Genomic DNA, 22,103 nt, shown 5'->3' on the forward strand with positions numbered 1-22,103 from the left:
CGATGTCCGACCCGGGGGGGCCCGACCACGACGAGTTCGCGACGGTCCGGCGATCGGACCTGCGCGGGTCGTCGGCGGCTGCCCCTGCCCCCGTCCGCACCACCGACCAGGACGAGTCGACCGTCTCGCGGTCCTCGCTCAAGGTGCGCCCCGCGCAGGACCAGCCCGGCCGGCGCCGGTCCTCCGGCGCGACGGCCACCGGCGGCTCCCGCTGGCGGACCCTGCTGGGCCGACGCCCCTCGGACGAGGACACCCGGTCCGTGCGGCGCAACGATGCCCGGCCGGGCGGCCCGGGCGGCCCAGGTGGCCCGAGCAGCCCGAGCGGCTCGAGCGGCTCAGGCGGCTCGGGCAGCCCCGGCGGCCGCTCCACCCGCAGGCGCCCCGAGCTCCCGACGATCACCCTCCCGCGGGTGCAGATCCCCACCACCATCACGCAGACCGGCGCCCGCCTGCTCGACCTCACCGGCGACCGCATCCGCCCGCTGGCCGAGCGCTCCGAGCCGGTCTGGCGCCCGGTGCTGCGCACGATCGCCTGGGTCTCGGCGCTGGGCTGGACCGTGTTCGCCCTCGGGCTGCTCGCGTGGTTGCTCGCCAGCCGCTACGAGTGGACCGAGCTGGCGATGATCGCCGTCGCCTGCCTCGTGCTCTTCCTCGCCTGCGTCGCGCTCGCGGTGGGTCACGCCAAGGTCGAGATCCGCACCGACGTCGACCCGACCCGGGTCACCGTCGGCGACCCCGCGACCGGCCGCATCGAGGTCCGCAACCTCTCCGGCCGCGGGATGCTCCCGCTGCTCGTCGAGCTCCCCGTCGGCCGCTCCGCCGCCCGCTTCACCCTGCCCTCGCTCGGCTCCGGCTCGTCGCACGAGGAGCTCTTCGTCGTGCCGACCGAGCGCCGCGGGGTCATCCAGGTGGGTCCGGCGACCACCGTGCACGGCGACCCGCTCGGCCTCGTCCGCCGCACCATGGAGTGGACCGAGCAGACCGAGCTCTTCGTCCACCCACTGACGACCTCGCTCGAGCCGCTCGGCGCCGGTCTGCTGCGCGACCTCGAGGGCCAGGTCACCCCGGACCTGTCCATGTCGGACCTCGCCTTCCACGCCCTGCGCGAGTACCAGCCCGGCGACGACCGCCGCTACATCCACTGGCGCTCGACCGCCAAGCACGGCCGGCTGCTCGTGCGGCAGTTCCTCGACACCCGCCGCTCGCACCTCGCGGTCGTCGTCGACACCTCGCCCGAGGTCTACACCGGTGAGGACGAGGCGGTCGAGCTCGCGATCTCGTGCGCCGCCTCGCTCGCTGTCCGCTCGATCCTCGACGAGCAGGACACCACCGTCGTCTGCCACGACCGGCGGATCTCGCGCTCGACCGCACCGCTGACCCTCGACACCTTCGCCCGCGCGGCCGTCGGCCCGATCGACGTCTTCGCCGCCGCCGGGGACGCCTCCGCCCTGGCGCCCGACGCGAGCGTCGCCATCCTCGTCACCGGCTCGCACCGCCCCTTCATCCAGGTCCAGCGCGCGCTCGCCCAGTTCGAGGTCGAGGTCATCAAGGTGGCGCTCGTCATCGACCCCGACGCCCAGGTCGGGGTCCGCCACGCCGGCGGGCTGACGATCCTCACGGTGCGCGAGCTCGCCGACCTCCGCCGCGTCCTCTTCAGTGGAGCCCTCGCATGAGCGTCGACGCAGCCGTCCGCCCGCGCTCGGGGGAGCGCGTGTCCCGCGACCGCTCCGGGCGTCCGTCCCTCGTCGGTATGCCGTCGCGCGAGGCCCTCGTCGACCTCGCCTTCTCCCTCGTGCTCGTCACGACCACCCTCGTCGGCTTCCGCACCGGCTTCCTCGGGTGGGAATGGGTCGCCGCCGCTGCGGCAGGCGTGGTCCTCGGCACCCTGGTGGCGCACGCAGCGACCGTGCGCGCCTGGCCGCTCCTGCTGACCGCGTTCGTCCTCGTCGCCATCCACTTCGTGCTCGGCGGCCCCGTCGCCGTCCGGGGCGACCTCGTCGCCGGCATCATCCCGAGCCTGCAGACGCTGACCGACCTCGCCGTCGCGCCGGTGACCGGGTGGAAGGAGTGGCTGACGCTGCTCCCGCCGGTCGACGCGCGCGGTCCGCTCGTCGCCCTGCCGTGGGTCACCGGCCTCGTCGGCGCCGCCGCGACCTACGGCGTGGCCCGCCGCTTCGGCGGGGTCGGCTCCGTGGCCGTCGTCCCGGTCGTGCTCCTCGTCGGCAGCATCGCGCTCGGCACCCAGCAGCCCGCGGCCAAGCTCGTCCAGGGCGTGCTCTTCGCCCTTGTCCTCATCCTCTGGCTCGTCGTGCGTGCCGGACGGACGCGAGCTGCCATGCAGAACGGCGCCGGGCGCCAGGCCCGGGTCGTCACCGGCGTCGCGCTCCTCACCGTGGCGGCGCTGTCGGGCGCCTTCCTCGGCCCCTTCCTCCCCGGCACCGACGAGACGTCTGCGCGAGCCGTGGTGCGCACGCAGCTGACGCCGCCCTACGACGTCGCGCAGTTCACCAGCCCGCTCTCCGGGTTCCGCCGCTACACCGAGCCGAACTCCGCGGACCTCTTCGACACCGAGATCCTCCGGGTCACCGGGCTGCCGCAGGGCACACCGGTCCGCTTCGCGACGCTCGACAGCTACGACGGCCTCGTGTGGGGGGCGGCCGACCGGGCGACCGACGGCACGCCGTTCCAGCAGGTCGGCTCCCGCATCGCCCCCCGCACCCAGGGTCGGACGGCGACGGCCACCGTGACCGTCCCCGAGGACGGCTACGAGGGAGCGTGGCTGCCGCTCGCCGGGTCGACGACCGGAGTGCGCTTCGAGGGCGCCCGCGGCGACGCCCTGGCCGACGCCCTCTGGCTCAACACCGCCACCGAGACCGCCGTGGTCCCGGCGCTCGTGCAGCCGGGCGACTCCTACACCTTCGAGACCGTCCTCGGCGACGACGTCTCCACGACGCTCCCCGCCGAGCTCGACGTGGCGGGCGGTGCGCAGCTCGCGGAGGACACGAGCTTCCTCGACGCCAAGCTCGACGCGTGGTCCGGCCAGGCCGGCAGCTCGTGGCAGAAGCTCGCCGCGGTCGCCAAGGTCATGAGCCAGGACGGTGCCTACACCGACGGCGGGACGGCCAACTCCTACGAGAAGGTCTACCTCCCCGGGCACGGGCTCGGCCGCCTCGGCCGGTTCGTCGGCTCGACCCAGCTCGCCGGCAACGACGAGCAGTACGCCGCGACGCTCGCCCTCGCCGGCAACCGGATCGGCATCCCGACCCGCGTGGTCATGGGGGCCATCCCCGCAGCCGGCGGAGTGGTCAAGGGCAAGGACGTCCATGCCTGGGTCGAGGTGCAGCAGGACAACGGCACGTGGCACACCCTGCTCCCGTCCACCTTCCTGCCCGACCGCAACAAGAAGCCCAACGAGCAGCAGCTGAAGTCCGAGGAGCAGAAGGTCGGCGCCCAGGTGCCGCCGCCCGCAGGGGTCAACCCGCCGTCGGTGCTCCAGGGCCCCGACCAGGCGCAGAACGCCACGGACATCAAGAAGAAGAAGCGCAGCCCGCTCGACTTCAGCGCTTGGCCGCTGTGGCTCAAGCTCCTCGTGGCCGCCCTCGTCCTGCCCGTCCTCCTGGCCCTCACGGCATACGCGCTCATCCGCTGGCTCAAGGCGCGACGGCGACGCCGGCACGCCACGACGGGGCCGACCGCGTCACGGGCGGCGTGGGTCTGGCGTGACCTCGTCAGCGACGCCCGCAGCCTCGGCATCACGGTGCCACGGGGCGCCACCCGCCTCGAGCAGTCGGTGGCGCTGCCCCCGACGGTCACCGCCACACCCATCGCCGTCGGCGCCAACGCCGCGGTCTTCGGCCCCGGGGACCCGGAGCCGGAGGTCGCCACCGCCCTGCTCGCCGAGGCCGACGACGTGCGGCGCCAGCTGCGGGGCTCGGTCTCGCGGTGGCGCCGGCTGCGCTCGGACATCAGCGTGCGCCCCCTGCTCGAGCGTGACCGACGTCCGCGTGGCCCCGGCCGCCGACTGCCCTCCCTGCCCACACTGCGCCGCCCGACCGGCGCCGAAGGATCCGCGTGAACCCGTTCCGTCGTCCTGCTCGACCCACCGCTGCCTCTTGGTCATCGCGTCGTGGGCGCAGCCGGGGCCGCGTCGCCTCGACGATGGTCGTCGTCATCGCGGCGGTGACGATGGGCTACGCCGCGGTGACCTCGCAGGGCGCGACGGTCCACGAGGCCGACGTCGGGGACGGAGGCGTCTGGATCACCTCCGACGCGCAGGCGAAGTTCGGGCGCCTCAACAAGGCCGCCGCCCAGCTCGACGCGGGAGTGGCGGCCGACGTGGCGCCCGGGTCCGGCCTCGACGTCCTGCAGGACGGCCTGGCCGTCGTGGCCTGGTCCAAGGCGACGGCCCAGCTCCAGCCGATCGACGTGCGCACCACGCAGTTCCGCGAGGAGACCGCGACGGCGCCGGGTGTCCCGGCCCGCCGCCCGGGCCGGGTGTCGGCGACGCTCGTCGACCTGCGCGGGGGCGTCCTCGCCGCCGTCGACCCGACGTCCGGCAAGGTCTGGGCGCAGCACGTCGACACCCGCCGCGGCATCGAGAGCCTCCAGGGCCTCGGCACCGGTGCCAAGCCGCTCGCCACGGTCGGTGCCGATGCCGTCCTCGCCGTCGGTGAGGACGGCGCCATCCACGTCGCCTCCGGGCAGAAGGGCACGGTCACGACGATTCGCCCGACCGCCGAGGCGTTCGCCAAGCCGGTGACCGAGGACAGCGGCGCCACCGGCAGCGAGCTCCAGGTCACCGCCGTCGGCGCCGCGTGGGCCGTCTACGACCCTGCACGCGACGCCCTGCACAGCAGCGGCCGGGCCGAGGGCGTGCCCGCCGGCTTCGCCGCCGCCGAGGGCGAGCGCGCGTATGCCGCGGTGCAGCTCCCCGGCCCGCGCGCCGACGCCGTGGCGATCTCCGGTGGCAACGGGCTGCGGATGGTGCGCCTCGACGGTGGCGCAGCGACCGGCGGCATCGAGATCGAGGAGCGGGTGAACCGCAGCGGCGCGGTGCCGCTGCCCGCCCACCCGGTCGTCCTGCGCGGCTGCGTGCACGGCGCCTGGTCCGAGACCGCCAAGGTCTTCTACGGCGTCAACTGCGGCCGCGAGCAGCCGGTGCCCACCGGCACCATCGAGAACGTCAGCGAGACCCCGCTGCGCGACGGCGTCGCCTTCCGCGTCAACCGCGGCGTCATCGTGCTCAACGACCTCGACAACGGCAGCGCCTGGGACGTCGAGCAGGACAAGCAGAAGATCGACAACTGGGACGCCCTCATCCCGCCGCCGCAGCGCGACGAGGACAACAAGAAGAAGGACAGGAACGTCGTTGACGACGCCGTCGCGCAGCAGCCGCCCACCGCGAAGCCCGACAACCTCGCCGTCCGGCCCGGACGGACGAGCAAGCTGCACGTCCTCGACAACGACACCGACCAGGCGGGCTCGGTGCTCGCCATCGACCCGCGCGACGTCAGTGCCACCTCCGACCCGGACGTGCGCGCCTCGGTGTCGGCCGACGGCCAGAGCATCGACGTCACCGTCCCGGCGGGTGCCACGGCGCCCTTCCAGTTCACCTACCTCGTCGGCAACGGCAAGGTGAAGGCCAAGGCGCGCGCGGCCGTCAGGGTCACCGTCGTCACCGACCAGACCAACAGCTCCCCGTTCCTGCGCGAGGGACAGGCGAAGCTGGCCAGGACGGCATACCCCGTCCTCGCCGGCAAGCGGCTCAGCGTCCCGGTGATCGCCGACTGGCGCGACCCCGAGTCCGACCCGGTCATCGCCACGGTCGAGGGCGACGGGCTGAGCATCGACGGCCAGGGACGCATCGCCTACCTCGCGCCCCCGGTGCCGGGGAAGGGCGACCTCGGCTACGTCGTCGACGACGGGCGCGGCGGCCTGACCAAGGGCGCCGTGCCGGTCGAGGTGGTGGCCCTCACCGAGACCCGCGCCCGACCGCCCGTCACCCAGCCGGACGTCATCCGGGGAGTGGTCGGCAAGTCGCTGCAGATCGAGCCGCTCGGCAACGACATCTCGGGCGCCGACCCGGGTGACCCCGACGACACGATGCACCTCGCCGGGGACGTGCGCGCCGTCGCCAACCTCACGGTCGACACCAACCGCGACACCGGTGTCGTCACCGTCACCCCGAGCGGCCCCGGCAGCTTCGAGCTGTCGTATGCCGCCCAGGTCGGCGGCGGCGTGGCTCCCGGGCGGATCCGGGTCGACGTCATCGAGGCCGCCGACCCCGACGCGCCACCCGTCGCCGTGGGCGACACCGCGACCCTGCGCGACCAGTCGCCGACACTCGTCGACCCGCTCGCCAACGACTACAGCCCTCGCGCGGACGTGCTCGTCACCCAGGGCGTCACCACGGCGACGAGCGAGGACTCCTGGCTCCAGGCCTCGATCTACCAGGGTCGCTGGATCCGCGTGGTCGCGCTCGACCCCGCCGGCGCCGCGGAGGACGCGTCGCGCCGCGGCACCATCCGCTACACCGTCAGTGACGGGTCGAAGACGGCGACGGGTGAGGTGTCGCTGACCCAGAAGCCGGCCCGTGACCTCGACCCCGTCGTCGAGGACGACAAGGCGGTCGTGCGTGAGGGAGACACCGTCGCCGCGCCGGTCCTCGACAACGACACCATGGCCGACGGCATCCCGCTGCGCCTGGACCCCAACAGCGTCAAGGTCCTGGGCAAGGGTGTCGAGCAGACCGCGTTCGCGTCCGGCAACGTGGTCCGCTTCGTCCCGTGGGCCACCGGCCTGAGGACCGAGCAGCTCGTCACGATCGAGTACGCCGCCCACCCCGAGGGTATGCCGGAGCGCGCGCAGACGGGCCGTCTCACCGTCCGCGTCACTCCTCTGCCCACCACGGCCGTGCCGAACCAGGCGCCGGTCGCCCGCAGCTTCTCGTCCTCGGTCACCGCCGGTGACCCGCTCACGATCACCGTCCCGACCACCGGGGTCGACCCGGACGGTGACACCGTCGGCGTCGTGGGTGTCGTCGCCACGGGTGGACGAGCCGTCGACCTCGAGCTCGGCCGCATCGTGGCCACCGGCCCGTCGACGATCCGCTACGAGTCCTTCCCGACGGCCAGCGGCACCGAGGTGGTCCACTACGAGGTCGTCGACCGCTTCGGTGCCGTGAGCCGTGCGTTCGTGCGGATCGGCGTCGTCGCCCCCGGTGACCCGCAACCGCCGGTCGCCATCGACGACACCGTCACGGCGGCCCCCGGCAAGACGGTCACCGCGCCCGTCACGGCCAACGACCTGATCGCCCGCGGCGACTCGGTCGAGCTCCAGCACGAGGAGCTCAACCCGGCCTCCGAGCGGTCGCGGTGGAAGGTCGACCTCGAGGAGTCCACCGTCACGACGACGGTGCCCGAGGAGGGCGCCGCCGTCCACGACTTCGTCTACGGCATCAGCAACGGGATGTTCGACCCGTCGCGCGCCAGCCTCCTCGTGCGGGGACAGAAGGGGTTCCTCAACCGCCCGACCGCCCTCGACGACGTCGCCAGGCCCAAAGCCGGGGAGGCGGCCACGGTCACCGACGTCCTCGCCAACGACAGCGACATCGACTCCGACCCCGCGACGCTCAAGGTCGTCGAGGTGCTCTCACCGCACGGGAGCATCGTCGGCAACAAGGTCTCGGTGCAGGTCCTCGACCACCCGTACTCCGTCCCCTACGTCATCGAGGACGAGGACGAGGCGCGCGCCATGGCGGTGGTGCACGTGCCGCGGGGCAGCGGCGGCACTCCCTTCGTCGTCGAGGGCGCTCTCATCGAGATGGACGAGGACGCCACGAGGACGGTGCGCCTCGACGACTACGTGAAGTCACCGCAGTCCCGCGTCCTCGGCATCACCTCGGCGAGCACCATCTCGACCGCGCCGCAGGCCCGCCTGGCCATGACCGCCGACTCCGACGGCACCCTCACCCTCACCTCCTCCGGCGGCTACGTCGGACCGGCGAGCGTCATGTTCGAGGTCACCGACCAGCAGAGTGACGACCAGGTCGACGTCCACACCGCCTACGTGTCGATCCCGGTGCAGATCGGCCCCAGGGTCCCGCTCCTGCGCTGTCCCTCCAGTGGCGTCACGCTCCTCGCCGGTGGTCTCGAGCGCACCCTCGACATCCCGACGCTCTGCCGCGCCTGGCTCCCGGTCGGGCTGACGATGGACGACGTCGAGTTCATGACGTCGTGGGAACGCGAGGCCGACGACGTCCGGCTCGAGCAGTCCGGCGCCGGCCGTCGCACCGTGAGCCTGAGCGCCGGCCGCAACGCCCGCTCGGGTGAGGGCGTGCTCCGCATCGGCTCGCGGGGCTCCGACGTCACCGCCCCGGTCAAGGTCACCGTCATCGGCGCCCCGGTGCAGGAGCAGGCCTCCGACGTGGGCCCCGACCTGACGCTTCCGCCCCCGCGCCTGCGCCCCATCGCCGTCAACGGCCTCCGGGGCGGGGACAGCCAGCAGGTCGACGTCCGCTCCTACCTCGACTCCCCGCTCCGGGACCCGACCTGCACGATCACCGCGGCGACCGTGACGAGTGGGGACGGGCTCACGGTGACCCGAGACGGTTGCCTCCTCACCGTGACCGCCGGTGACCGCCCCAGCCCGACCGGTCGCGTGTCGATCGCCGTGTCCGACGGGCCCAACCGCTCCGCCAACGGTGCCGTGGCCGTGACGATGCTCGGACGCCCGGACCCACCCACGGCCGTCGCCGCCCAGGCCGACCGTGACGCCGGTGGCCGGGCGCGGGTGAGCTGGTCGGCCCCCGCCTACGACGGTGGCGCCCCGATCCGCACCTTCACCGCCTCGTGGACCGGCGGCTCGAGCGGCAGCCTCGACTGCAGCGCCTCCCCGTGCACCATCGACGGCCTCACCAACGGCAAGGACTACGTCTTCACGGTGACGGCGACCAACGTCGTCGGTGAGTCCGACCCCGGTGGCCCCAGCACCGCGGCCCGTCCCGACACCAAGCCCGGTCCGGTGCCGGGCGTGACGATGCTGGGCCGTGGCGACGGCACCCTCGACGTGGGCTGGGGCGCTCCCGAGAACAAGGGCAGTGCCGTCTCCAAGTACGTCCTCCGGCTCGTCCCGCTCGACGGAGGCGGCTCCGCCCGCACGGTCGAGGTCGCCGCCCCCGGCTCCCGGGCCCAGGTCGCCGGCCTCGAGAACGAGGTTCAGTACTCCGTCGCGGCCCAGGCGTGGAACGAGGCCGGACCCGGACCCTTCGGGCCGGCCGTGACGATGCAGTCCGCGGGCACCCCGCCCGCTGTCACCGGTCTGACGCTCGCCCCGGACGGTGCCGGGGCCAACAAGGACCTCGCGTCCATCGCCATCTCCTGGGACACCACCCGCCCCAACGGCCCGCCGCTGAAGGGCTACACCGTGTACCGCCGCGTCGACGGTGGCGGCTGGACGGCGATCCGCACCACCGCCCCGGGGAGCACGAGCACCAACGACCAGGTGCAGTACGACGGCCGCCGCTACGACTACGTCGTCACCGCCACCAACGGCGCCGACCTCGAGTCGCCGAAGACCAACACCCAGTCGTTCACGTCGATCGGGATGCCGTCCACGCCGTCGGTGAGTGCCGCGACTCCGGACAACGACGAACGGGTCCGGCTCACGGTCACCCTCGGCCAGCCGCGCGCCGGGGGCTTCACCTCCGTCACCTGGCGCTCGTCCGCGGGGGGCAGCGGCACCCATTCGTGCGGGTCCTGCCCGTCGGGCGGCCAGGTCACCATCATGACGAGCCAGCTGAGCACGACCCCACAGACGTTCACGGTGACGACCGACAACGGCACCCGCTCGTCCAACCCGTCTGCGGACAGCAACCGGGTCCAGCCCTACGGCCCGACTCCGCGACCCAACCCGGACGGCGGCTCGACCTCCGGCCGCTCGGTCACCTACAACTGGACCCTGCCCACGAACGGCCGCCCGATCACCCGGGTCGTCGTCACCGGAGCGGCCAACCACGACGGTGACCCGATCACCTCGATCGGTGCCAGCGGGAACTTCGCCGAGGACCTCACGATCACCATCCGGGCCTTCTCCGAGGGTGGCGAGTCACCTGTCCTGCAGATGACCCGTCGCACCGACAACCCGCCGGACCCGCAGGTGCTGAACGTGAGGCAGAGCCCCGATCTGCACACGGCGACCACACCGGGCAGCTGGGGGAACTGCGCCCCCGGGGGGCGTGGGTGTCCGAAGGTGGTCTTCGACTACAGGGACTTCGCCGTGGGCTCTGCCAGCTACCGGTGCCAGTCCGAGAACTACGGCACCGTCGGTCCGTTCGCATGGCAGATTCCTGCCCAGGCCGGAACCCACACGACCCACTGCCTCTTCGGCGTGAACGTGGGCAGGGTGCGGGTCGTCGTCGTCCAGAACGGCGTCGAGCGCCCGTCGGCGTGGGCGCCGTGGCCGAGCTACTGATGGACCGCGGGACGACGCGGCGGGGAGTGCTCCCCCTGCCCAACGACGCCGCGGCATGCGAAACTGGGCGCCGTCGGGGTGGGGGTGGGACCGCCCACTGGAGCGGGGTCGGGTCATGAAGCAGGCACCACGTCGGGTCGCTGTCGCGCCCCGCGGACGTCGGGGGGTCGCCTCCGTGGGGGTCGTCGCCATTGCGGCGTCCCTCCTGACGTATGCCGCGATGACCAGCAACGGCTCCACCGTCCACGAGGCCGACGTCGGCGACGGCGGCGTGTGGGTCTCGTCCTCGGCCCAGGCGAAGTTCGGGCGCCTCAACACCCAGGCCCGCCAGCTCGACGCCGGGGTCTCGACGGCCCTGGCCGACGGGTCGAGGGTCGACGTCCTGCAGGACGGCGCGGCGGTCGTCGGGGTGGCCACCGGCAACACCCTCCTGCCCATCGACGTCCGCACGGCCACCTCCCAGGAGTCCGGCGTCGCCGCACCGGCCCCGCTGCCGAGCACCCCGGGGCGCTTCACCCCGGCCACGGTCGACCTCCGCGGGGGGACGATCGCCACGGTCGACCCGAAGACGGGCAAGGTCTGGGCGCAGCGCGTCGACACCCGTGAGGGCGTGGAGTCCCTCCAGGACGTCGGCTCCACCGCCAAGCCGCTCGCGACGGTCGGCGCCAACGCGTCCGTGACCGTCGACGTGCACGGTTCCGTCGTCGCCATCAGCGGCGCCACCGGACGGGTCGTCACCATCCCGGCGGCCGGCGGAGGGCTCGGCAAGCCGGTGACCACCGCGTCCCCCGTCCGCGCAGGGATGCTCGACCTCACCGCCGTCGGGGACCGGTGGGTGGCCTACGACCCGGTCAAGGACGAGCTGCACGTCGAGGGGCGCGACGAGCCGGTCGGCGCGGGGGCAGCGCTCGGCGACGGGCCGGCATACGCCGCCCTCCAGCAACCGGGACCGGACGCCGACTCGGTCGTCATCGCCAACACCGTCACCGCTCGACCGGTCCGTCTCGACGGCGGCGAGGGCGCCGGCGGGGTCGAGGTGCGCGAGCAGGTCAACCGGGCCGTCGAGCCGCCGATGCTCGCCCGCCCGGTCGTCCTGCGCGGCTGCCTGCACGCGGCCTGGGCCGAGACCGGCAACGTGTTCTACGGCGCCAACTGCGGGCGCACCGACGCGGTGGCGGCCGGCGCGGTCGGTGCGCCGAGCAAGGGCATCGTGCGCGACGGCGTGGCCGTCCGCGTCAACCGCGGCAACATCGTGCTCAACCAGCTCGACACCGGCGACGTCTGGGACCTCGACTCGACGAAGCAGAAGATCGACAACTGGGACTCGCTCATCCCGCCCACGAAGAAGGACGACGACAACGACAAGAAGGACGAGAACGTCGTCGACGACCAACAGGTGAGCCAGCCGCCCAGGGCGATGCCCGACAACCTCCGGGTGCGCGCCGGTCGCACGAGCAAGATCTACCCGCTCGACAACGACACCGACGCCAAGGGCTCGATCCTCGCCATCGACCCCAGGGACCTCACGGCCCCGAGCGCCACGGACGTGCGGGCCACCGTCTCGTCCGACGGGCAGACCGTGGACGTGACCGTGCCCGCCAGGCCGTCGACGTCGACGATCACGTTCTCCTACAAGGTGAGCAACGGCAAGGCCAAGACCAAGGGCACCGCCAGGGTGGTCCTCACCGTCGTCGGCGAGGAGGTCAACACCCCGCCCAGGCTGCGGGAGGGCCGCGCCGACCTCGCCAACCTGTCATACCCCGTCGTCGCCGGTGGCCGGGTCGCCGCCTCCGTCCTCGGCGACTGGCGTGACGGCGAGAGCGACTCGCTGACCGTCGAGTCGGTCGACGCGAGCACGGTCATCGACGGCCAGCGCCGCGTCGGCATCGTCGCACCGCCGAAGCCCGGCCCCGCCTCGGTGCCCTACGCCGTCACCGACGGCACCGCGAGCACGAGGGGCGACGTCGACCTCACGGTCCTCGACCTCGCACAGCCCAACGCCGTGGCCCCGCGCACCCAGCCCGACGTCATCCGCGCCGTGCTCGGCAAGCCGGTCCAGATCGAGCCGCTCGGCAACGACATCCCCGGCGCCGACCCCGGTGACCCGGATGCCCGCATGCGTCTCGCCGGTGAGGTGCTGCCCTCCGGTGCGCTCGACGTCGACTCCAACCTCACGACCGGCGTGGTGACCATCACGCCCAACGGTCTCGGGACGAGCGAGCTCGCGTATGCCGCGCAGTCCGGCGGGACGGTCACGCCGGGCCGCATCCGGGTCGACGTCGTCGAGCCGGCCGACCCCGAGGCGCCCCCGGTCGCCGTCCCCGACAGCGCCACGGTGCGCGACCAGGCACCCAGCATGGTCGACGTCCTCGCCAACGACTACAGCCCGCGCGCCGACGTCGTCGTCACCCAGAGCGCCTCGGTGGACGGCGAGAACACCTGGCTGCGGCCGACGATCTACCAGGGCCGCTGGGTGCGCATCGAGGCCCTCGAGCCCTCGCCCGTCAGTGGGGCCGGAAGCCGTCAGGGTGTCGTCCAGTACTCCATCAGCGACGGCACCAAGCGCACCACCGGCGTCATCAACGTCGTGCAGCGTCCGCCGGTCGCCGGAGCCGCCCCGACGGTCGAGGACGACCGCGCCGTGGTCCGTGAGGGCGACAGCGTCTCGGTGCCCGTGCTCGACAACGACACGATGGCCGACGGCATCCCCCTCGTGCTCGACCCCGGCAGCGTGAGCGTCGTGGACGGCGGCGCGGAGGAGCCCAACGCCTTCGCGTCGGGCAACCTCGTGCGCTTCGTCCCGCAGGCCAAGGGGCTGGTGGCACCCCAGGACGTCGTCATCGAGTACGCCGCCCACGCCGAGGGGTCGCCCGAGTCGGCGAAGACCGGCCGCCTCACGGTCACCGTCATGCCCCTGCCCTCCCGTGCCACGCCCAACCAGGCGCCGATCGCGCGCAGCTTCGCCGGGTCGGTCACCGCCGGTGAGTCCGTGACGCTGACCATCCCCGCGACGGGGGTCGACCCCGACGGTGACTCGGTCACGCTGCGGGGGATCGTCGGCAAGGACGCCGACGCCCTGGACCTCGTCCATGGCCGGGTCGTGTCGGTGGGGCCCTCGACGATCCGCTACGAGGGCTACCCGGGTGCGGCGGGCACCGAGCTGATCCGCTACGAGGTGCAGGACCGCTTCGGTGCGACGAGCCAGGCCTTCGTGCGGGTGGGCGTCGTGCGTCCGGGCGACCCCCAGCCGCCGGTGGCCGTCGAGGACGAGGCCGTCGCCGCCCCCGGCAAGCGGGTGACCTCCTACGTCCTGCGCAACGACCTCGTGGCCCGTGGCGACGCGGTCGACCTCACCTGGAAGGAGCTCAACCCCTCTGCCACCCTCAGGCAGTGGCAGGTGGACGACGAGGACAACACCGTCAGCACGATCGCCCCGGCGGCCGACCAGCCGGCGCAGCAGTTCGTCTACGGCATCGACAACGGCATCTTCGACCCCTCCCGCACGAGCGTCCTCGTCCGCGGCGTCCCCGGGCACGTCAACCCGCCGATCGCGCAGGACGACGTCGCCAAGCCGGCCGCCGGTGAGAGCACCGCCCTCGTCGACGTGCTGGTCAACGACACCGACATCGACTCCGACCCTGCGACCCTCAGGGTCACCCAGGTCCTCTCCCCGCAGGGCAGCGTCGAGGCCGGCAAGGTGCGCGTGAAGATCCTCGAGCACGCGCACACCGTCCCCTACGTCGTCGAGGACGAGGACGGCGCCAGGGCCATGGCCCTGGTCTTCGTCCCGGCCGGCGACAAGGGCGCGCCCTTCGTCGTCGAGGCCGCCCTCATCGAGATGGACCAGGACTCGAGCAGGACCATCTCGCTGGACGCCTTCGTGAAGTCCCCACGAGGGCGCTCGGTGGGCATCACCGCTGCCGCCACCGTGTCGGTGTCGCCCTCGAGCAGTCTCGCCGCGCGGGTGGACGGGCGCGACGCGGTCACGCTGACCTCCCGCGGCGGCTACATCGGCCCCGGCGCCCTCATGCTCGAGGTGAGCGACCAGGAGCAGGCGGACGACCGCGATGCGCGGACGGCATACGTCTCGATCCCCATCCAGGTCGGCCCCAAGGTGCCGTTGCTGCGGTGTCCCGAGGCGCCGCTCGTCGTGCTCGCCGGTGGGCGCGAGCGCGAGGTGGACATCCCGACGTACTGCCGGGCGTGGCTGCCGCTCGGCATGAGCCTCGACGAGGTCGAGTTCGGTGCCGAGTGGGCGCCGCGGGCCGACGGCGCCGACCTCGAGCAGAGCCAGACCGGTGGTCGCCTGGTGGCGGTGCGCGCCGACGGCGACGCGGTCTCCGGACGTGGCCGGATCGCCGTCAGGTCGCCCAAGATGCCACCCGCCTCCATCGAGGTGCGCGTCATCGGCCGTCCCGCCGCCAAGGACGACCCGAACACCCCCGAGGACGAGTCGATCGCCCTGACGCGGACGGCCGACGCCAAGGACGAGTCCGCCCTGGGTCCGCCCCGGATGCGGCCGATCGCCGTCGACGGCCTCGACGAGGGTGAGTCCCAGGCCGTCGACGTCCGTCGCTACCTCGACTCGCCGCTGGCCGAGCCGGGCTGCGACATCCTCGCCGCCGGCCTCGAGAGCGGGTCGGGCATCACCGTCGCCCGGTCCGGCTGCACCCTCACCCTCACCGCCACGACGCAGCCGTCTCCCCGGGCGACGATCTCGCTGCTCGTCTCCGACGGGCCAGGCCGCCAGGCGGCGGGCCGGGTGACCGTGACGATGCGCGGCAGGCCGGGCGCCCCGACCAACGTCTCGGCCATCGCGGACCGCATCGCCGGCGGCCAGGCCCGTGTGTCCTGGTCGGCCCCGGCCTACGACGGCGGCCTTCCCATCTCCTCCTACCGGGTGCGCTGGACCGGAGGCAGCTCCGACGTCCGCGAGTGCTCGTCGTCGCCGTGCACGATCCCGGGCCTGACCAACGGCGCCGACTACACCTTCACCGTGGTCGCGACCAACGGCGTGGGCGACAGCCCGCCGAGCGCGGCGAGCAACGTCGTGCAGCCCGACACCAAGCCCGAGGCCACGAGCGGCGTCCGCATGGTCACCCGCGGTGACGGCTCGCTCGTCGTCGGCTGGTCACCGGCCCCCAACAAGGGGTCGGCCATCACCAAGTACGTCGTCCGGCTCGTGCCGACCTCCTCGGGCGCCTCGTCGGTGTCGGTGCAGGCGGCGGCCGGGGCGACCCAGCAGTCGGTGTCGGGGCTCAACAACGAGGTGCCGTACTCGGTCTCGGTCCAGGCGTGGAACAAGGCCGGCGCCGGTCCGTTCGGGCCCTCCGTCGAGATGCAGTCGGCGGGCACGCCCCCGGCCGTCGGCGGGATCAGCCTCGCCCCACGCGGACCGGGCGCGGCCTACGACTCCGAGTCGCTCACGGTGAGCTGGGAGGCCACCCGCCCCAACGGTCCGCCGCTGAAGTCCTACCAGGTGTTCCGCAACGTCGACGACGGCGGCTGGACGTTGATCGGCACCGTCGGCGCGCAGACGCGCAGCCTGCCCGACACCATCCCCTACGACGGCCGCCGCTACGGCTACACCGTCACCGCGACCAACGGCGCCGACATCGAGTCGGCCAAGGCCAACGTGGCGACCTACACCTCCGTGGGGGTGCCGTCGAACCCGTCCGTCAGCGCCGAGACGCCGCGCGCGAACAAGGCCGTCGTGGTGAACGTGGCGGTCGGCCAGCCGCGCGCCGGAGCCTTCCAGGCCATCCGCTGGCGTGGCGGTGGCCGCTCGGGGACCTACGCCTGCGGCTGCGCGCCAGGCTCGACGGTGACGTTCACGCTGCCCACCATGGGGATCGACCCGCTGACCGTCAAGGTGCGGACGGTCAACACCGGCGGCCGCGAGTCCAGCGAGGCGACGAGCAACCAGGTCCAGCCCTACGGCCCGACGCTGTCCCCCAACAACCTCGCGGTCGCGGTGGACGGTCGCACGATCACCTGGACGTGGGACCTGCGGACCAACGGCCGGCCGATCGACGACGTGCAGATCCGGCTCAACGACGGCCGCGGCTGGCGGGCGCCGGACGGTCGCCAGCGCCACAGCCAGACGTTCGACTTCTCCACGACGCGCGAGCTCGAGGTCCGGGCCCACAGCGTGGCCGGCTGGAGCGACCCGGCCGGCCCCCGCCGGGCCACGACCGTCGACCCGCCACCGCCGCCGGACCCCGAGATCTACAACGTCCGCTCCAACGGCACCGGCACTGGCACGGGGAGCTGCGCGGGCGGGTGCCCGAAGATGGACTTCGACATCCGCAACTTCCCCGGCAACACGTCGTGGACCATCACCTGCCAGCACTCGTCGCCCAACGCCAGCGACTTCACCAGCGGCTCACCGGTCAACGTCGGGCCGGCCGGAGCGGGGTACTCGTGGGGCGGCTACTGCGTCTTCGACAAGGCGCTCGTTGGCAACGCCCGGATCAAGCTCGTCCGTGGCGGGCAGACGGTGCTGTCACCGTGGGTCGCGTGGTGACGGGAGTGGCGGTCAGGCGATGACCGCGAGGATGTCGCCCTCCTGGACGACGTCGCCGACCTCGACCTTGACCTCGGTCACCGTGCCGGCCTCCTCGGTGAGCACGGGGATCTCCATCTTCATGGACTCGAGCAGCGCGACCTCTGCGCCCACCTCGACGGTGTCCCCGACATGGACGGCGATGCTGAGGACGTTGGCGACGAGGTCCGAGACGACGTGGTGCGGCATACGCCGAACCGTACCGACTACGCACGGGTAACCCTGACTTCCGTATGCCGGCCCGCCCCCATGACGTGCACGTTTCGACGTTCCGGGGGAGTCGCCGTTAGCGTGGACGGCTTGATCGGGCACCCCCGCGGGTGCCGGCCCCATCCCGAAGGACGCTGCCATGCCGCCCTGCCGCTCGTGCGGAACCTCGCTCGCCCCTGACGCCGCGTACTGCTCGCGGTGCGGTTCCCGGGTCGAGCTCGGGTCCGTGCTCGGTGTCGGCACCGACCTGCCGCCGGTCCCGCGCCGTGACGCGGAGCCGGCTCCCCTGGACCGGACGGCCGAGCTGCCGCGCGTGGAGACGGCGCCGACGAGCCTCGCCGCCACCGACCCGCCGAGCCCCACACCGTCGCACTCGCGGGGGAGCATCGTCGCGATGCTGGCGACCTTCCTCGTGCTCACCGTCATCGGCACGTTCGCCCTCACCCGGCTGACCGGGTCCGGGGAGCCGGGCGTGGCCGCCGGCGCCCCGGCCCGCGTCCCCGCCACCGCCCCGGTCGAGGAGGAGGCGGTGCCGGATGCCGCCTCGCCCAGCGCCACGACGACGCCATCGCCGACGCCTTCAGCGCCTTCACCGTCGGCGTCGGCCTCGCCCGAGCCGTCGCCCGAGTCCTCGTCGGACGCCGCGGGGTCGGTGCCAGCCGACGCGACTCGCTGCTCGAGGATCGGCGACGACGCCGTCGCGACCGCCTATGCCGGCACCGAGCGGACGTCGTGCGCGTTCGCGGGAGCCGTGCGGACGGCATACCGCAAGGCCGGGACGCCGAGCGATGCGACGAGCCTGCGGGCCTTCAGCCCGGTCACCGAGAAGTGGTACTCGCTCACCTGCGACGGCGGCGAGCCGGTGCGCTGCACCACGACGACCGGTGCCGTCGTCGTCCTCACCGCCGCCTGAGGCCCCCCGACTCCTCCTCACTGCGTGCCCGCAGACCACCGCCGGACCCCCGACAAGGGGGCCCGGCGGTGGTCCGTGGGCAAGGAGTCGAGCGGGAAGCGGCTGGGTCAGCGCTCCTCGGTGCCCGCGATGAACGCCTCGAGCTTCTCGCGACCGAGGTCGTCGGGACGCTGCTCCGGCGGGGACTTCATGAGGTAGGACGACGCCGACAGCAGGGCGCCGCCGATGCCGCGGTCCTTGGCGATCTTCGCCGCACGGATGGCGTCGATGATGATGCCCGCCGAGTTGGGGGAGTCCCAGACCTCGAGCTTGTACTCCAGGCTCAGCGGCACGTCGCCGAAGGCGCGACCCTCGAGGCGGACGTAGGCCCACTTGCGGTCGTCGAGCCACGCGACGTAGTCGGACGGGCCGATGTGCACGTTGCGGCTGTCCGTGAGGCCGGCCAGCGAACCGGTGAGGTTCGAGGTGACGGCCTGGGTCTTGGAGACCTTCTTGGACTCGAGGCGCTCGCGCTCGAGCATGTTCTTGAAGTCCATGTTGCCGCCCACGTTGAGCTGGTAGGTACGGTCCAGCGTCACGCCGCGGTCCTCGAACAGCTTGGCCATGACGCGGTGCGTGATGGTCGCACCGACCTGGCTCTTGATGTCGTCACCGATGACCGGGACGCCGGCGTCCTCGAACTTCTGGGCCCACTCGGGGTCGGAGGCGATGAAGACCGGCAGGGCGTTGACGAAGGCCACCTTGGCGTCGATGGCGCACTGCGCGTAGAACTTGTCGGCCTCCTCGGAGCCCACCGGAAGGTAGGAGACGAGCACGTCGACGCGGGCGTCCTTGAGCACCTGGACGACGTCGACCGGTGCGGCGGGGGACTCGTCGATGGTCAGCGCGTAGTACTTGCCGATGCCGTCGAGGGTGTGCCCGCGCTGGACCTCGACGCCCGTGGTGGGGACGTCGGCGATCTTGATCGTGTTGTTCTCGGAGGCGTTGATGGCCTCGGAGAGGTCCTTGCCGACCTTCTTGTCGTCGACGTCGAACGCGGCGACGAACTCCACGTCGCTGACGTGGTAGTCGCCGAATGTGACGTGCATGAGGCCGGGCACTGTCGCGGTGGCGTCAGCATCCTTGTAGTACTCGACTCCCTGCACGAGCGAGCTCGCGCAGTTGCCGACGCCGACGATGGCGACGCGGATCGATCCCATGGTGGTGCTCCTTCGGTGATGTGGTGGTGCTGTGGTGCCGTTCGTCCCGCGGGTTCCGGGTGGCGGTGGTGGTCAGGCGGCCGGCCTCAGGGCTGGGGGCCGGGGTCGGTGGGATGTCGGCGCTCGGCGTCGATGAGCTCGGTGAGCCAGCGGACCTCGCGCTCCGTGCTCTCCTCGCCGTGGCGCTGCAGGGCGGCCGTCCACGAGTCGAGGCGCTCGCGACCGCGGCCGGCGTTGCGGCGCACGGTCTCGAGCTGCTCCTGCACCCGTGAGCGCCGTCCTTCGAGGATGCGCATGCGGACGTCGGCCTCGGTGCGGGCGAAGAAGGCCAGGCGGACGCCGAAGCCGTCGTCGTCGTACGCGGCCGTGTCGGTGCGTCGAGCCGCCTCCTCGAACGCCTCCTTGCCCGCGATGGTGATCTCGTAGACGATCCGGTTGCGACCGGGGGAGCGGCCCGACGGCGCTGACCCGGGGCGCAGGGCCGGTGGCACGGACGACGGCTGCTGGGCGATGAGGCCCCGGTCGAGCAGGCCCGACAGCGCCGGGTAGAGGGTGCCGTACGACAGCGCCCGGAACGCCCCGAGGGCCTCGTTGAGCCGGCGGCGCAGCTCGTAGCCGTGGGTGGGGCCGTCGTGGAGGAGCCCGAGGAGGGCGAAGTCGAGCAGCTCGGAGCGCTTGCTCATGCCGTCACCTCTCGTCCGCCGCGGGCCTGACTGACAAACTCAGCCTTTGTCACCCGCACTGTACCTGAGAGTTATATCGGCCCGATACATGTCACCGCACGCAGCGACCCCTGACCCCGCTGTGCACTGCTGCGCCCCATCAGAGCAGTGCAGAGTCCCCCTGTGCAGTGCTGCAGCCAAGCGCAGCAGTGCAGAGTCTGGCTGTGCACTGCTGCGGCCCAGCGCCGCAGTGCACAGCGCACAACGAGGACGTCAGCGCAGGCTGGGGACCGCCTCCACGAGGAGCTCGGCCAGGCGCCGTGGCTGGGTGAACATCGGCCAGTGCCCGGAGTCGATGTCGACCAGCTCGAGCTCGGCGATGCGGGCCAGCTCGGGCACGTCGCCACTGTCGATCCACTCCTGCGCCTGCGCCGGTGAGAACTCCGGGCAGACCAGCACCGAGCGGATGCCGTAGCGCCGCTCGTCCCGCAGGTGGACCACGCCACGCGTCACCGCGACGGGCACGGGGACCGCGAGGGCGTCGAAGCGCGCCTTCGCCTCGTCGTCCATGTCGTCGGAGTCGGGTCCGGCGAACGTCTCCCAGCCGGGGAACGGCACGGCGTCGCCGGTCGGCTCGAAGAAGTCCGCGTACGCCTGGCCGTCCTCGACCGGGTAGCCCCCGATGAAGACGACGGCGGCGGTCCGGTCCGGCCGGGCGTCGGCGGCGACCCACGCCAGGGTCGAGGCGGCCGAGTGGCCCACGACGACGACGTCCTCGGGCGCGGCGTCCACGGCAGCGACCACGGCGGCGGCCTGGTCCTCGAACGTCGCCCGCGCCGACCCGTCCCCCTGACCGGGCAGCGTGACCGGGACAGCCGTGTGGCCGAGGGCCTCGATCTCCGGGACGACGGCGTCCCACGCCGATCCGTCGAGCCAGAGCCCACCGATGAGGACGAGGTGCATGTCGATCTCCTTCGCTGCTGGTCAGGTCGCGTTGCGGCCCCACCGTAGGAGGTGTTCCGGACGAACCCCTTCCGGTATGCCGTCCCGCGTGCCACCGTGTCGGGGTGAGCTCCGGGACGTCCGAGACCAGCCCCACCGCGCGGGCGCTGCGCACCCTCGAGATCCTCCAGAACCGGCCCGGGGTCACCGCCGGCGAGCTGGCCCGCCGACTCGGGGTGAGCGAGCGGGCCACGCGACGGCACATTGCGATCCTGCGGGAGGCCGGCATACCCGTGGTGTCGACGCGCGGACCGCACGGGGGCTATGCAATCGGGCGTGGAGCGGCGCTCGCGCCGGTCGTCTTCACCGAGACCGAGGCGCTGAGCCTCGTCATGGCCGTCATCGACAGCCACCCGAGCGCCGCCACGTCGGGCGGCGAGGACGACGTCGGCTCGGCGCTCGACAAGGTGGTCCGCGCCCTGCCGCGAGGCGCCGCCCGTGAGGCCACCGCGCTGCGAGACCACGCCTGCGCCACCCCGGACCGGTACCCCAGCCGACCGGACCCCACGACGACGAGTGCGCTCGTGTCCGCGAGCGCCCGGCAGCGACAGGTGCGCCTCACCTACGCGAGCGAGTCGGGGTCGACCTGGCAGGACGTCACTGACCCCTGGGCCGTCGTCGTCCGCCACACGCGGTGGTACCTGCTGTGCCGCTCGCACCGGGCCGCGGCCGTGCGCACCTACCGGATCGACCGGGTCCGCGAGGTCGTCACGCTCGAGGCGCCGTTCGAGCCGCCCTCCGACCTCGACCCGGTCGCCTCGCTCGAGGAGCACCTCGGCATCGGCTGGGAGCACGAGACCCGGGTCGTCCTCGAGGCCGCCCCGGAGGACGTCGAGCGGTGGGTGCACCCGGCCATGGGGCGGCTCGAACGGCATACGTTCGGGTGTGTGCTCGTCGGCAGCACGAGCAACCCGGCGATGTACGTCAGGGAGTGGCTGGCGCGGGTCCCCGTGGCGTTCCGCATCGAGGGCGGGACCGCCCTGTTGGAGGAGGCGCGCGCGGTCGCGGCCCAGCTCGCGGCGGCGGTCGCGAGAAGCACCTGAGAGTTCCCTGAACAGGGCATACAGGTTCGGCACGTCATA

The 22,103-nt window shown here is 73.0% G+C and carries 10 protein-coding genes; 6 read left to right on the plus strand and 4 right to left on the minus strand.

The features are described 5' to 3' along the window. Positions 1 to 2 precede the first annotated feature (2 nt). The 4 genes from ACOJV9_RS09920 to ACOJV9_RS09935 all read left to right on the plus strand — a co-directional run bounded on the left by ACOJV9_RS09920 (position 3) and on the right by ACOJV9_RS09935 (position 16,996). Positions 3 to 1,673: a DUF58 domain-containing protein gene (locus ACOJV9_RS09920; RefSeq protein WP_420185042.1), complete on the plus strand. Its 1,671-nt coding sequence runs from the start codon at positions 3 to 5 to the stop codon at positions 1,671 to 1,673. Next, on the plus strand, positions 1,670 to 4,075 hold the full coding sequence (locus ACOJV9_RS09925; protein WP_420185043.1) for a transglutaminase family protein: 2,406 nt from the start codon (positions 1,670 to 1,672) through the stop codon (positions 4,073 to 4,075). Before ACOJV9_RS09920 ends, ACOJV9_RS09925 begins: the two co-directional genes overlap by 4 nt. Then, complete coding sequence (locus tag ACOJV9_RS09930) at positions 4,072 to 10,470, plus strand: Ig-like domain-containing protein (protein WP_420185044.1); 6,399 nt, start codon at positions 4,072 to 4,074, stop codon at positions 10,468 to 10,470. Before ACOJV9_RS09925 ends, ACOJV9_RS09930 begins: the two co-directional genes overlap by 4 nt. 115 nt (positions 10,471 to 10,585) lie before the next feature. Further along, positions 10,586 to 16,996: an Ig-like domain-containing protein gene (locus tag ACOJV9_RS09935; RefSeq protein ID WP_420185045.1), complete on the plus strand. Its 6,411-nt coding sequence runs from the start codon at positions 10,586 to 10,588 to the stop codon at positions 16,994 to 16,996. 12 nt (positions 16,997 to 17,008) lie between these two features. Here the strand turns inward: ACOJV9_RS09935 and ACOJV9_RS09940 are convergent, their stop codons facing one another. Next, complete coding sequence (locus tag ACOJV9_RS09940; protein ID WP_420185046.1) at positions 17,009 to 17,224, minus strand: biotin/lipoyl-binding carrier protein; 216 nt, start codon at positions 17,222 to 17,224, stop codon at positions 17,009 to 17,011. 160 nt (positions 17,225 to 17,384) lie between these two features. Between ACOJV9_RS09940 and ACOJV9_RS09945 the strand changes: the two genes are divergently transcribed. Further along, on the plus strand, positions 17,385 to 18,158 hold the full coding sequence (locus tag ACOJV9_RS09945; RefSeq protein WP_420185047.1) for a hypothetical protein: 774 nt from the start codon (positions 17,385 to 17,387) through the stop codon (positions 18,156 to 18,158). A gap of 107 nt (positions 18,159 to 18,265) precedes the next feature. On the opposite strand, the gene ACOJV9_RS09950 is transcribed toward ACOJV9_RS09945, so the two are convergent. From ACOJV9_RS09950 to ACOJV9_RS09960, 3 genes are all read right to left on the minus strand, one after another. Continuing rightward, a complete protein-coding gene (locus tag ACOJV9_RS09950; protein ID WP_420185048.1) occupies positions 18,266 to 19,357 on the minus strand; it encodes an inositol-3-phosphate synthase in 1,092 nt (363 codons plus the stop codon). Between the two features lie 86 nt (positions 19,358 to 19,443). Further along, a complete protein-coding gene (locus ACOJV9_RS09955) occupies positions 19,444 to 20,040 on the minus strand; it encodes a PadR family transcriptional regulator (protein ID WP_420185049.1) in 597 nt (198 codons plus the stop codon). Positions 20,041 to 20,292: 252 nt separating this feature from the next. After that, the gene (locus ACOJV9_RS09960) at positions 20,293 to 20,982 is read right to left on the minus strand and encodes an alpha/beta fold hydrolase (protein WP_420185050.1); all 690 of its coding nucleotides are present in this window, start codon (positions 20,980 to 20,982) and stop codon (positions 20,293 to 20,295) included. A gap of 104 nt (positions 20,983 to 21,086) precedes the next feature. Here ACOJV9_RS09960 and ACOJV9_RS09965 point away from each other — a divergent pair, with 104 nt between their 5' ends. Further along, positions 21,087 to 22,064 (plus strand): helix-turn-helix transcriptional regulator, encoded by a 978-nt coding sequence (locus tag ACOJV9_RS09965; protein WP_420185051.1) that lies wholly within the window; start codon positions 21,087 to 21,089, stop codon positions 22,062 to 22,064. Positions 22,065 to 22,103 lie beyond the last annotated feature (39 nt).

The organism is Knoellia terrae (assembly GCF_048606435.1).
GTDB lineage: Bacteria > Actinomycetota > Actinomycetes > Actinomycetales > Dermatophilaceae > Knoellia > Knoellia terrae.